Source organism: Saccharopolyspora soli, assembly GCF_022678645.1.
Taxonomy (GTDB): Bacteria; Actinomycetota; Actinomycetes; order Mycobacteriales; family Pseudonocardiaceae; genus Saccharopolyspora; species Saccharopolyspora soli.
This window is the reverse complement of the sequence record NZ_JALBWV010000045.1, coordinates 37,864-49,836: the sequence shown is the minus strand read 5'-3', so window position 1 is coordinate 49,836 and position 11,973 is coordinate 37,864. Positions and strand designations below refer to the sequence as shown.

Here is an 11,973-nt window from a genome sequence, read left to right as displayed (position 1 = left end):
TCAGCCTCGCAGCCAGGTCAAGGCGAAGTTGATGCCGCCGCCGAGTGGGTCGAGGTTCACCGAGGCGCCGGTGTTCTGGTACGCCCACATGCTCAACTTCGAACCTGCGGTGAACCGGCGGGTGGTCGAGCACGACAGCGAGCACGGCTCCCCGGTCTGATCGCTGGCCGCCTGCGCGTACCGGCTCCCGGTCGGCGACCCGGCGATCGCCACCGCGCGTTCGGCGGCGGATCCGGTGCTCACGAACCGAATGTTCGCCTCCAATTGCCACAACCCGGCCCGGTTCAGAGTGAACTCGGTGCCGTTGCTGACCGCGGCCGTGCTCACGTCGTCGGAGAGGTAATCCCAGTCCGGCAAATGCACACGCTGATCCACGTTGTTCGGGATGGTCTGCACGGCGGACCGGTAGTAGCGCGCCTCGTGGCGGGTAGCGTCGGTAGTGCCACCGATCGGGTAGGAGTCCACCCACGTCGTTCCGCTCCAGCGCAGGACGATGTTCGTCGTCGACAACACGACCAGCTGCCCCGGATAGGGGTTGCTGATCTCGGAAGTGGCGGCGACGACCGGGATTCCGGGCACACGCCAGTCGGTGCCGTCGTGCACCTCGACGCGGTGGGTGTCGACCCGGTACACGGCCTGCCCGGCGTACGGGGCCGCGATGCCGCTGCGCGCGGTGGCGTCGGTGACCGGGAGGATGCCGCCCGCGGCGACGGTGCGCGGTACATCGAACGACTGGATGTCGGCGGTGGTGATGGTCTCGGCGTTGGCCGGGACCACGATGCGTGCCAGCGGTAGGTAGTCGGGGCTGCCGTCTACGGTCGGGTCGACCGGGGTCGCGGCCGGGGTGCCGACGAGGTGCCGCACGACCATGTCGGAGTTCGTGTCGCTGAAGTAGGCGTCGGACTGTTGGGCCACGATCAGGTCGTTGCGCGGGTTGGAGGCGTCGGCGGGTGCGGTGCCGAGGACGTCGATGTCCTTGATGGCATCCAGGCACAGCAGGTAGGCGCCGCCGCCGCGCTGGGATTGCAGTACTGCGCGGAATGGGGCGACGTGCACGAACCCGTCCGGGGTCGGGTTGGTGGCGGTCACCGCACCCGGTGCGGCAGCTGCGGGCAACAGTCCGGTGCGGGAGGTGATCTGCCCGTCTGGCGTGGCGAGCGCGGCGACGGTGATCCGGCCGTCTTCGACGGTCTGCTGCCCGAGGTCGTCAATCTGTTGCACGGCCCACGAATGGCGCTCAGCCATGATGCTCCGATCTCAGAAACTCGTGTGGTGGTAATGGCATTCGAGTTGGCCGCCGCCGTCGCTGGTCTCGAACCGGATCCGCGTCGGGCCGGGCGGCAGGGTGAACCACTGCCGCCGGGCCAACCGGTTGCTACGGCTGACACCGGTGGTCAGCAGCACGGACTTGTCCTGGGTGGTCAGCACGACCGTTTGCCCGGCGGGCAGCGTGAACGTGTCGTCGAACGCCAGTTGGTCTCCGGTGTCGGCGTTGCGGACCACCGGCCGCGTGCAGGACCCGGTGATGCGCCAGACCGGTTGGGCGTGGGCATTGCCGGTATTGGTGAGCACGATCTCGCCGCCGGATTGCGCCGCACCCCACGCCAACGGCCACTGAAGCGGCCACATCAGGCCGCCGCCACCGGCAGCCGGTGGCGACGTAGTGGACGATTGCTGCGGGAGGTGCAACAACCGGGGGTTGGTGGCGCGCCATTGGATCGTGCCGCGGGTGAGCCCGTAGAAGTACTCCACCGGGGTCGGGATCAACCTGCCGGTGCAGCGGGCCATGACCATCGCCTTGATGCCCTGCCACTGCACCACGAGGGGTTCCTCGGCGGGATTTTCGTCCGGTGCGGTGATGCGCCGGAGTTCGAGCTCGGCGGCCCGAAAGTCCGCTTCGGATCGTTCCCCCAGCTCGAACGACAACGTGACGATCCGCCGATCAGCCAGCAGCTTCCCAGGCTGGTAGCCGTGCTGGTTGTCCAACTCGGCGTCACCATCACGCATGTCGGGTAGGTCTTGCCAGCCTTCCAGCTGCACCAGGCCGTACGCGGTGTCGACGCCCAGCAGCGCGCCGCGCCATTCGATTTGTCCGTCGGTGGTGATCAGGTCGCCAGCGGCCATTTACCCACCTCCACGGGCGAACCAGTCGAGATCGGCGGCGATGTCGTATGGCGACTGGTTGGGCTGGGCCACGAACGTGCCGATGTTGACCGTGGCACGCGACTGCGGTTCACGGGACGGACCGGACTGCGCCAACAGCCGCCGTGTCTCGTGTGCTGGCAGCACCCGCCCCGGCCCGGACGGGACCAGAAGCTCGGGGCCCTGTTCGCCGACGAGCACTGGGCGTTGTGAGGCGATCGGGCCGCCGTGGGCCCGAAACGGCAGCGGGATACCCGAACCGGGGTTGGACTGGCCCGACCCGGACGACCGAAAGATGATGTCGATGACTCGGTTTCGGGGGATGTTGTTCACCGCGTCGCGCACGCCGTCGGCAGCCCGCATTGCCTCCCACGCGCCCGGAGTCGTGATCAGCGTGGACACGTCGCGGGGGATCCCGAAATACCGGTCAGCCAGCCGTTGGGCCTGGTCGGCGGTGAACCCCATCTGCTGCGCCTCGGCGATGAACTGCGCACGGCGCTGCTCGGTTGCCGCGACCGCCGTGGCGGTGGCCTGCTGCTGTGACTGGCCTTGGCGTAGCGCGGTGTCGTAGGCGGTTTGCGCCAGCGTCCGGTACTGCTCGCCCTGCTGGACCAGGTTGTCGTGCAGCTCCCGGCCCTCTTCGGTAGTGAGGTTGATCTGCCCGTCGGCCGAGAACAGCGCGGCCTGCCAGTTCGCGGTACCGCCCCGCACACCATCGAGGGATTCCCGCAGAGTGTCGAGCCCTTCCTCGAACCCGGCGGTGGCCTCGTCCATGCTGATCTGGATCCCGAACAGCTGTTGCCACGCCGTATTCAGCGCATCCACCCGATCCGCGGTGTCCGCAGTGGAATCCCCGAGCGTGGTGATGGCCTCGCGCAGCGAGTCGGTGCCGGGGATCGTTTGAGTCATGGCCGATCCGGCGCCGAACACCGCGTCGTTGTACTGCCGCTGATCATCGATCGCGCCCACGACCGTGCCGCGCAGACCGTCGGTGGCCAGCAGCAGCGCAGTCGAGGCGTCGGCCTGGCCCCGCAGCGACCCGGTCACGCCGGTGAACGAGCCCTGCGCCTCGAACGCGGTCTGCACTTGCTGCTGTAACCGTGCCTTGAGGTTGTCCAGCGCGGGACCACCGGAGATCAGGGCGTTGATGTACTCCTCGTGCGAGAGCCCGGCGGCTTCCACGGAGTCGGCGATGTCCTGGTACTGCTCGGACTGCATCAACGCCGACCGCGCGTTGGCATCAAACGCCCCGGCAGAATCCCGTAGCGCCGACGACAGCGACCGCTGGTCGCCTTCAGCGCTTTGGCTGGCCGACCCGAACAGGGCGAGTCCGACCGATGCGGCGGCCAACGCGGCGCCGAACGGGCCGCCGAGGACACCGAGCATGCCGCGCCCGGCGGTCGCCAGAATGTTTCCGCCTCCGGCGGCGCGGCGCGCGTTGTCGTTGAACTGGATCATCGACGTGGCGGCCCCGGCGACGACTTCCCGGACGGCGCGGATACCGCGCATCGCGGTCGCCAGCGACAGCCACAGCCCGATCAACGGCCCGAGCGCGCCCGACAGCGGCTCGATCACGTTGAGCACGCCGGAGAGCACGTCGAGGGCGACACCGACCGCGGAGGACATGACCGGCAGCGCACCGCCGGAGAGGTCGTTGATCACGCCGATGATGCGGGTCACGACGTCGGCGACCTCGTCACCGTGTTCGGCCCAGACCCCGGTGAGACCGACCAGCGTGCCGCCGATACCCGGCAGCACGCCGCGCACCAGCTGCCCCAAGTGCTCGATACCGACCCCGGCGTCCTCCGAGCCGGTCGAGACGATCTCGAAGAAGTCGCCGACTCCGACTCCGGCGTCTTCCATCGTCAACGCCAGCGCATCGACGACCGGCCCGGCGCGCTCGACCGAGGTGACCATGCCGGGCATGGCATTGCGGGCGAAGCCGATCACGCCTTGGGTCAGGGTGTCGACGTAGGGCACGGAGGCGGCGAAGGCGTCCCGCATCAACGGGCGCAGTTCCTCGTAGGCCACGCCCATGTCCTCGGCCGCGCCGACGAATGCCGCTTCCAGCGGCGCCGCGTCGGCCGTCAGTCCCGTGCGGACGGTTTCGGACAGGTCCTCGAAACTGCCGCGCACCGCGGTGTTCTCGCGCAGCGCGACGGCGCCGAGTCCGATGAACGCCAGCGGTAGGGCGCCGACGGCTGCGGCGACACCGGCCGACGCAGCAGCCGAACCGGCGGTCACCCCTGCGAGCGCGACCGTGGCGCGGTTGCCCATGCGGTCGATCGAGTCGCCGACCTTGTCGAACGTCTTCGACGCCCGGTCGATGCCCAGAACGGTGAACACCAGGTCGCGGGTGCTGCCTGCCATCATCGCCCCCTTGGCATCGGTGGCGCCTCACTGCGGGCGCGTTTGTGTTCCTCGACCAGCCCGGCGCACATCCAGAAGTCGTCAACGGTCAACCGGCCGACGTCGGCGGGGTGCATGTGCCAGAGGTGCAGGAACCAGGGCTTGTAGCGGGTCAGCTGCTCGCGGTAGGAGACGCTGTCCGGGGCGTCTCCTGGGTAGGGTCCGGCGTCGCCGCGGTCTGCTCGTCGGCGTCCTCGCCGAGGTAGTTCACGATCAGTTCGGACCACTTGACGTCGAGCACCGGCGAGTCGTAATCGACGGTCTCGCCGGACTTCACCCGCGCCAGCCAGAAGAACGCGCGCCGCGCCAACGCGGACTGCGCGGTGAACAGCGCGGCCAGCCGCGGGAACGTGATGCCGGGGATGTCGCGGCCGGTCAGCTTTTCCAGCTGGACGGACTCGGACATGGTGATATCGGCGAAATCCAGCACCCACCTGGACTCGCCCACACGGAACTCGAACTCGGCACGCGGCACGGTTACCTCATTTCGCAAGTTTGGTGATGATGTCGTTGACGGCTTTCACCGCGCCGTCCCGGCCCCTCGGGCCGTGGCGGCGCATGGCGGACTCGAACCACCCAGCCGGACGCGCGGTCTGCATCACCCAGCGGTCGCGGTTGCCGAACACGGGGTGCCGCCACCGGCCGTCGTTCAGGTGCGAGGGCAGCGTGCGTTGGTCTTCGGGGAGGAAGCGGGTTTGCGTGCGGATGCGCACCGACGCCGACCGGCCACCGGTGGACATCTGCACCCGCACCGCACGCGCAATCGTGGCCCGTAGCCCGCGGCCCTCGTACGCCTGGCGGCGGGCGCGCTCGGTACGAGAACGGGTACGGGACAAGGCGAATTCACGCCGAGCCTGCCCACCCCCGCCACGAGTCGCAGCCGACGCGACCGAGCGCACGTTGCTCTGCGCGGCATCAACGGCCGGTTGCGCGGCGGTCCGCATCTGGCGGCCCATCTCCCGACGCAACCGCCCATCACCCGCAGCTTTCACCTCCGCCGCCGCACGCCGGAAATCCTGAGTACCCCGGATCTCAATGCGCGCAGGCATCGATCACACCGTCGCGTCGGTGGTCTGATACTCCAACCGAATCGACGTGGTGCCATTGTCGATGGCCTTGATCGGCAACGTCTGCATGACGATGTTGGCATCCGGCACGTTCGGCGTGGTCCCGTCAAACCTGACGTTCGCGGTGATCCGCACCTCGAAGTCGTAGGTGCTGGCGATATTCGCTCCGGCGAACAACAGCACCATCTCGGCCTCGTCGCCGTTGACGAACCGGTTGTAGGCCGCGAGGTTGGTGAACTCGCCCTCGATCGTCCCGGAATACACCCGGGCCTGCGAACCTTCGGAGCCGATCTCCAGTGGCTCGTTGCGCAGCCGGGAACCGTGGACGTAGCGATCATCAGCGATGCCGTTGGTGCCCTGCAGGCTGACCGACCGCATCTCATACACACTGCCGCCGAGCGTCAGCGAGCCCTCGACGAACGTCAGCAGCGACAGGTTCGCCGGGTAACTGGCCGTGGCGAGCTCGGTGGCGGTGGTTTCGTCGCGGCCGAGGATCGTGGGGGCGAAGGTGACGATCTCGCCGATGGCGCTCGACAGCGTCCACGATGCGATCTTGCAGCCGGTGTAGGTGAAGGGGTGCACCGTGCCCGCGGTGTCCGGGCGGCCCACCTGCACGGTCAGGCCGGGCGGTAGTGGGCCGGGTGTGAAGGTGTGCTGGTAGACCGTCGGAGCGTTGGTGGCGTCGGGCTGTGCGGTGGTCACGGTGCCGAAGCAGTGCTTGAACCAGCGGCCGAACGACACCGTGCCGAGTTCCATCGTGATCTCACCGCCGACCGACCGCTGCCCCTGGAACCACCGGTTGGAGCGCAGGACGCGTTTGCCGGGCCGGATCGCCGAGGACTCGATGCGCTGGGCCTCCAGCGACAGCGCCTCAGACCGGAACTCGTAGCCGCGATCCACGGTCACGGCGGTGCCGTAGGTGCTCTCTTCTCCGGTCATCAGCTGGGCGTCGAGCCCGCTCGGGATGGCCATTACTCGCCCTCCTTGCTGGTCTTGGTGGTGGGCTTCGGTGGCTTGGCCTCGGCCCAGATCGTGGCCTGTTCCAGCAGGCGCGCGGCGGCCTCGTCCGGGGCCTCGATCGGTACGTCGCGCCGGGCGGTGAGCCCGAGCGACGGCACGTCGATAGCTTCGAACGGGCCCGTGTAGACGATGCGCACGGGTCTTCTTCTCCTTGATACGGGAACGGGTTACGGGAACAGGCGGGCCTGCACGCGCACCAGCGCGTCGAACCGGCTACCGCGTGAGCTGCCGTCGCCGATGGGGCCGACGCGGTGCGACCAGCCGCCCAGCTCGGCCCACTGGATTTCGGGTGTCAGGCGGGGGTTCTCGGCGAGGCACTGCTGAACCTGGCCGAGCAGCGTGGCGGCGCGCTGGTCGGCGGTTTCGGCGTCGCGGCCGTCGGTGATGAGCACCTGCACCACCAGCGGCAGCGCGTAGGTCTCGTCCACCTTCTTGGTTCCGGCGCGCATGACGGGGATGGTGTTCTCGGTTTCGGTGTCCTCACCGAACCAGATCGCCTCGGTGAGCAGCCCGCGCTGCGGCAGTTCGTAGACGACCTGCACACCAGCCAAGCCGGGCCGCGCTGACAGGGCGTCGACGAGTGCCCGTTTGACGGTGGGCAGGGTGGTTCCGATGCTCATGCCAGCATCACCCGCGATTCCTGAATCTCGCCGAGGAGCATGTCCCGTGCTGCGCGCGGTACCGCGAAGGCGGGGAAGCTCGATGCGGGCACGTCGTATTCGCTGACCGCGCCGACGCTGTCCTGCTGCGATCGCCACAAGTTGATCAGGATCAGCTCTGCCGCGTTCTTGTACTTCTGGGCTACGTCGTCGGTGCTGTCGAACCGGCCCGCCTCGTACGACACGACGATGTTGCTGCGGCCCGCCGCGAACACCGCGTCGGCGCCACCGCTGCGGCGCCACAACCGTTGCGACATCAGGGACCGGTCCGGCTTGTACCGACCCGCCAGGTACGCCGCCGCGGGCCGGTCCGTGTGCGTCTCGGCCGCCAGCGGCACCGCGGTGCCGTCGGCAAACTCAACCACCGCTGTGATCGAGCGAACGGGGAAGAGCTCCAGGAACACCTCAGAGTGCCCGCCGTCGTGCGCCTCCTCGGTGACGGTGCGCACGACAACGGGCCCCACAAGCCGGTCCAGCCGTTGCGACACGGCCGTGATGAATCCCGCCAGCTCGCCGTCCTGCGCGACGGTGGCACCGATGTTCAGCGCGGCTTTCGCCTCGGCGAGTCAGCACGTCCAGAGTCTCCACGTGCTCACCTCCGGCCTACTTGCGTCGCGAGCTGCGGGCTTTGTTCGGCGGGGCCTGCACTGCCTTGCCCTCGGGTTCGAGGTCTGCCTCGGCTTCGGGCTCGGCGGTCGGCGTGCCGCCGAGCAGGCCGTAGCGTTCGGCCTCGTCGCGCGGGACCTGCATGCCGGGCGTGCAGTACAGAAACGCCGCATCCGGATGTCCGTCGGGCACCAGGCGGTCGCGGTCGGCGGTGAGCCACAGCTTGGCGTCGACCTCGACCAACACGCCGGTGTGCTGGGCGTTGATCTCCAGCGCCATCAGGCACCCGCCGGGGCCAGCTGCGTCCACGCGAACGACGCGCCCACTGTCGCGTTGGTGCAGATGTAGAGCGCACCGTTGGCGGTGTCGATCAGCAGCGACCCCACCACCGCGGTACCCGCGTACGTGCCCCCGGCGCCTGACGTGGGCGCGCCCGCGTTCAGCAGCGGAGACCCGAGCCCGCTGCCCTCGATGACCTTGCCGCCTCGAATCGTGGCCATGTGGGACTCCTCCCATTTGTCACGGGCAGGCGTCCACTTCGGACGCCTGCCCGATGTGGATGGTTCAGATGCCGGTGACGGTGCAGAACGCGGCCGGGCGGTAGATGACCAGCGCGGTGCGCAGGTCCGCGCGCACCGCTTGCTTGCCGTTGACGAAGTAGTCGGCGTGCGAGTTGGACACCTGCACGTCGATGCCGCGCCGCACCGACAGTTCGCTGAAGTTGGCGAAGTCGCCGACCAGCGCGGTGTTCTCGGTGATGGCGTCGGCCTCGGCGACCGGCAGACCCCAGATGCGAGCGGGTCCGGCTTCCGAGGGCGAGCCCCAGATGTAGACGCCGTCGCTGGTGCGCAGCAGGCGGACGTCCTGCCAGTCGTTGGGGTGCATGATCACCGCGTTGGGCATCGCCCGGCCGGTCACGCGGGTCTTGACGATGGCCTTGTACACGGCGTCCGGCGTGGGGTCGGTGCCTTTGGCCTGGGTCTGGATCCCGGCCACGTTGAGGATGCCGCGGAGGTTCGGTGCGGTGCCGTTGCCGACGAGGATCTGCGAATCCAGACGCTGGCGCAGCATGAACGGCAGCCGGTTGTTGATGTAACCGGACGCCTGCTGCTCGTCCTCCAACTGCTCATCCGTGACCGGGAGGAATACGGCGATCTTGCGGACCGGGCTGGACTGCTCGGTCAGCGCCAGCGCCGCCTCGGGGTAGGCGCCGCCCTCGGCGGTTTCCGCCGCGGTGTTGGTGAACGTGGTCTCTTCCATGTAGACCACGGCGGCCTGCCCGGTGGTGGTCTGCGGGATCAGGTCGGTGACCTGAATCGGACGGGTGGCGAAATCCACCACGCGGCCGGTGCGGGTGGTTTCCGGCGCCCACCCCGCGGTCGTCTGGAAAAGGGTCTTCAGCTCGATGTCGAGGTGCGCCTCGGGACCTGTCGAACCCTTCTTGCCCTTGTACGCCTGCGACGCGGTGAACAGCTCACCCACCGACGTCCGTTCAACCGGGCGGCCCTTACGCTCGCCGGTCTCGGCGCCGGTCTCGCTCTGCTCCGAGACCTGGCGGGCCCGCTCAGCGGCCTTGGCGACCACCAGCAGGTCGTCGCGCTTCTTCCCGAGCCCGTCGAGCTCTTCGTTGAGCGTGCGGATGTAGTCGACCTTGGCCTGCGAGTCGCCATCGATGGACTTGACGTTGTCCATATTCAGCTCGTCGCCTGCCTCGGCGAAGATCGTGGCCAGCTCGGTCTGCTTGGCCGCAAGGCGGTCTTCCGCCTCCTTCAACGCGGGAAATGCCACGGTGTCCTCCTTGGGACGAATGGGTTTGGTCGGTCAGCCCCGTGTGGCGCGCAGGAACCGCAGGAACTCGCGGCGCGCGTCGACTGCCACATCGGGTTCGGGTTCGGTGGCCAGCAGTTCACCGAGCCGCTTCAACTCGGCCTCAACGGTGCCCAGCAGCGCCGTGGATTCGGCGCCCAGCCCCTTGCCCTTGTGCTGCCGCTTCGCCAAGACGTCCGCGGCTCGATCCGCGAGCGCGCTCACCGCGGCCATGACCGCGTGCGCCTCGTCGGAAAACTTCATGCCTGCGGCGGATTTCGCCGCGAGCGTGCGGGTACCCACACCGGCACCGAGCATCACCGGGGACACCTCATGCACCTTGACCTGCTTGAGGAACCGGACGCGTTCGCCCTCGTGGTCTCCGTAGGAGAACTCGACCGGGTCGTAGCCGTAGGACCACTCCTGCAACTCGCCAGTGTGCTTGACGGTGCGGAACGTATCCGCGCCGTGCTGGGTGTCCATGAAGAATTGCCCCTGGAACACGGCCTCGGTCGAGGTCGTGGTGATCGTGCCTTTGCCGACGGGCAGCAGCCCCGTCCACGAGGTGTGTCCGTAGGCGGAGATCAACGCCGGAGCGCCATCCTGAAAGGCACTGGGCAGGGTGACGTCCTGGTCGGAATCCTTGACGTTGAACGTCGAGAACACGGCGGTCACCTCGCCCCGGTCGTCGGCGTCCTTCACCTCGACGTGCAGGCGCTTGGTGTCCATCACGTCGCCTCCTGTTCAAATCCGGGGGTGCCCTGCTCGGGGGCGTCCTGCTCGGCGGTGCCCTGTGCGGTGCCGGGCGGTTGCAGCTGCACGGAGAACAGACCGGTGTGCCGCAGCAGGCTGAAGTCCTCGGCCTTCACCGCAGCGACCACGCTCGCCGCGTCGTACCCGGCGTCGACGAGCTGCCGGATCGTCATGGCCTGGGCCTGCTGGATCTCAGCGACGTCCTTGCGGTCCTCGCGCAGGAACGCCACATCGGAGGCGTCGAACCACAGCCGCGCACCCTCCGGCGGCGGCAGCAGTGTCTGCAAGCTGCCCGCGGCCGACCGCCACAGCGGATAGATCGTGCCGTCCGCGAACCTGCGACGAGCCTGCCCGTAGTTGGAATACGTGGCGGCCTGCAAGCCTTCGGAGAACCCCGCGATCACCGGCGGCACACTGGCCGCCGCCGCGATGCGGGTTTCCCCGGCGCCCTGGGTGTTCTTGAAGTCCAACTGCTTCAGGTCCGCGCCGACGACTTTGGCGTCCGCGCCGTTGGCCAAGAACAGGGTTTCCCCGGCCTTGTCCGGGCCCCGGTGGTTGCGGCGGAACATCTCCACGAACTTGGAGAACGCGTCCTCATCGTCGACATCGAGACTGACGATCACCTGCGGCGTCGCACCGTTCTCGAAAAACTTCTGCTTGTGGCGGGTGGTGGCCTTGTCCGCCTCGATCTCCCGCAACACCGGCGTCAACCACGACATCCCCCGAAACCGCGCCTCCGGATCCGGAATCGGGCTGTAATGGCACACCTCATCGGCCAGCAGCGTCACCGGCTCCGACCTGCCGACAGTGCTGGGCGGCTCGTAGATGTAACCGACGATCCTGGTATCCAGCGCATACGGATCATGCGAACGTGAGTCCAGCACGATCGTCACCCAGTCCGGACGCATCCGAACGATCCGCCGACCCGGCCCGGTCGCCGCCCTGCCGTAGCGGCCGTTGTCGTCGGCGGTGGTGGCGTAGAAGTTCCCCGCCAGGCTGACGTCCGCTTCCATCCACGCCAGCAGATCTCCCGTCGTGGCTCCCGGCCACGGGGCTTGCAGCAGTGCCAGATCAGCAGCGTCGCCGAACAGATCACCGGGACGGCCGGACTCCATGTGTTGCCACTGGAACCGGGCCTCGGAGAACACCAACTGCCGGGCGAGGATGCAGGCGAACACGATCCCGTTGGACTTGTAGGCGCCCTGCACGTAGCCGAGGAAGTTGTTCCCGACCTGCTCCCGGTCCGGCAGCACACCCGCCGAACCCAGCATCGGCAACCGGTCCAACGACCAGAACGGCGGTTCGGACCAACTCTTGCGACCACGGGTGAACCGCTGCGACAGCCTCATCAGCGCACCTCAGCCAGGAAGAAAAACCCCAACGCCGCAGTGAGCAGCCCAGCGAGGATGAACGCCGCCGGGACCGCCAACATCGCCACACCGGTGACGACCAGCCCGCACGCCACCAGCAGCACAACGAGAAGAGCGAGTTCGGTCTTGCCCATCGGCCCT

15 protein-coding genes are annotated in these 11,973 nt (G+C 68.3%); all 15 read right to left on the bottom strand.

Annotated features, from left to right (window positions below; translation table 11 throughout):
* Entirely contained in the window at window positions 1-1,245 is a 1,245-nt protein-coding gene (locus MOQ72_RS29190) for a hypothetical protein (protein ID WP_242188943.1), read from the bottom strand.
* 12 nt (window positions 1,246-1,257) lie between these two features.
* The gene (locus MOQ72_RS29185) at window positions 1,258-2,124 is read right to left on the bottom strand and encodes a phage distal tail protein (protein ID WP_242188942.1); all 867 of its coding nucleotides are present in this window, start codon (window positions 2,122-2,124) and stop codon (window positions 1,258-1,260) included.
* The gene (locus tag MOQ72_RS29180) at window positions 2,125-4,512 is read right to left on the bottom strand and encodes a hypothetical protein (protein WP_242188941.1); all 2,388 of its coding nucleotides are present in this window, start codon (window positions 4,510-4,512) and stop codon (window positions 2,125-2,127) included.
* 151 nt (window positions 4,513-4,663) lie between these two features.
* Complete coding sequence (locus tag MOQ72_RS29175; RefSeq protein WP_242188940.1) at window positions 4,664-5,026, bottom strand: hypothetical protein; 363 nt, start codon at window positions 5,024-5,026, stop codon at window positions 4,664-4,666.
* Between the two features lie 7 nt (window positions 5,027-5,033).
* Window positions 5,034-5,600 carry a hypothetical protein gene (locus tag MOQ72_RS29170; RefSeq protein ID WP_242188939.1) on the bottom strand — a complete coding sequence of 189 codons (567 nt, stop codon included), beginning with the start codon at window positions 5,598-5,600 and terminating at the stop codon, window positions 5,034-5,036.
* Between the two features lie 3 nt (window positions 5,601-5,603).
* Complete coding sequence (locus MOQ72_RS29165) at window positions 5,604-6,590, bottom strand: phage tail tube protein (RefSeq protein ID WP_242188938.1); 987 nt, start codon at window positions 6,588-6,590, stop codon at window positions 5,604-5,606.
* Window positions 6,590-6,775, bottom strand: a complete 186-nt coding sequence (locus MOQ72_RS29160; protein ID WP_242188937.1) for a hypothetical protein — start codon at window positions 6,773-6,775, stop codon at window positions 6,590-6,592. The genes MOQ72_RS29165 and MOQ72_RS29160 overlap by 1 nt, the downstream gene beginning before the upstream one ends.
* Before the next feature lie 30 nt (window positions 6,776-6,805).
* Complete coding sequence (locus MOQ72_RS29155; protein ID WP_242188936.1) at window positions 6,806-7,258, bottom strand: hypothetical protein; 453 nt, start codon at window positions 7,256-7,258, stop codon at window positions 6,806-6,808.
* Window positions 7,255-7,785, bottom strand: coding sequence for a hypothetical protein (locus MOQ72_RS29150; RefSeq protein ID WP_242188935.1), 531 nt, complete (start codon window positions 7,783-7,785; stop codon window positions 7,255-7,257). The genes MOQ72_RS29155 and MOQ72_RS29150 overlap by 4 nt, the downstream gene beginning before the upstream one ends.
* A 115-nt stretch (window positions 7,786-7,900) precedes the next feature.
* Window positions 7,901-8,212: a hypothetical protein gene (locus MOQ72_RS29145; RefSeq protein ID WP_242188934.1), complete on the bottom strand. Its 312-nt coding sequence runs from the start codon at window positions 8,210-8,212 to the stop codon at window positions 7,901-7,903.
* Window positions 8,182-8,403, bottom strand: coding sequence for a hypothetical protein (locus MOQ72_RS29140; protein WP_242188933.1), 222 nt, complete (start codon window positions 8,401-8,403; stop codon window positions 8,182-8,184). The genes MOQ72_RS29145 and MOQ72_RS29140 overlap by 31 nt, the downstream gene beginning before the upstream one ends.
* Window positions 8,404-8,467: 64 nt before the next feature.
* Window positions 8,468-9,691, bottom strand: coding sequence for a phage major capsid protein (locus tag MOQ72_RS29135; RefSeq protein ID WP_242188932.1), 1,224 nt, complete (start codon window positions 9,689-9,691; stop codon window positions 8,468-8,470).
* A gap of 33 nt (window positions 9,692-9,724) precedes the next feature.
* On the bottom strand, window positions 9,725-10,438 hold the full coding sequence (locus MOQ72_RS29130; RefSeq protein WP_242188931.1) for an HK97 family phage prohead protease: 714 nt from the start codon (window positions 10,436-10,438) through the stop codon (window positions 9,725-9,727).
* A complete protein-coding gene (locus MOQ72_RS29125; protein ID WP_242188930.1) occupies window positions 10,438-11,811 on the bottom strand; it encodes a phage portal protein in 1,374 nt (457 codons plus the stop codon). Before MOQ72_RS29125 ends, MOQ72_RS29130 begins: the two co-directional genes overlap by 1 nt.
* Entirely contained in the window at window positions 11,811-11,966 is a 156-nt protein-coding gene (locus MOQ72_RS29120; RefSeq protein ID WP_242188929.1) for a hypothetical protein, read from the bottom strand. Before MOQ72_RS29120 ends, MOQ72_RS29125 begins: the two co-directional genes overlap by 1 nt.
* Window positions 11,967-11,973 lie beyond the last annotated feature (7 nt).

Bases quoted from the DNA above. Each gene is read 5' to 3' on its own strand.
- MOQ72_RS29155 (WP_242188936.1), bottom strand. From the start codon at position 7,258: ATGAGCATCGGAACCACCCTGCCCACCGTCAAACGGGCACTCGTCGAC.
- MOQ72_RS29170 (WP_242188939.1), bottom strand. From the start codon at position 5,600: ATGCCTGCGCGCATTGAGATCCGGGGTACTCAGGATTTCCGGCGTGCG.
- MOQ72_RS29125 (WP_242188930.1), bottom strand. From the start codon at position 11,811: ATGAGGCTGTCGCAGCGGTTCACCCGTGGTCGCAAGAGTTGGTCCGAA.
- MOQ72_RS29140 (WP_242188933.1), bottom strand. From the start codon at position 8,403: ATGGCCACGATTCGAGGCGGCAAGGTCATCGAGGGCAGCGGGCTCGGG.
- MOQ72_RS29190 (WP_242188943.1), bottom strand. From the start codon at position 1,245: ATGGCTGAGCGCCATTCGTGGGCCGTGCAACAGATTGACGACCTCGGG.
- MOQ72_RS29130 (WP_242188931.1), bottom strand. From the start codon at position 10,438: ATGGACACCAAGCGCCTGCACGTCGAGGTGAAGGACGCCGACGACCGG.
- MOQ72_RS29185 (WP_242188942.1), bottom strand. From the start codon at position 2,124: ATGGCCGCTGGCGACCTGATCACCACCGACGGACAAATCGAATGGCGC.
- MOQ72_RS29165 (WP_242188938.1), bottom strand. From the start codon at position 6,590: ATGGCCATCCCGAGCGGGCTCGACGCCCAGCTGATGACCGGAGAAGAG.
- MOQ72_RS29120 (WP_242188929.1), bottom strand. From the start codon at position 11,966: ATGGGCAAGACCGAACTCGCTCTTCTCGTTGTGCTGCTGGTGGCGTGC.
- MOQ72_RS29180 (WP_242188941.1), bottom strand. From the start codon at position 4,512: ATGGCAGGCAGCACCCGCGACCTGGTGTTCACCGTTCTGGGCATCGAC.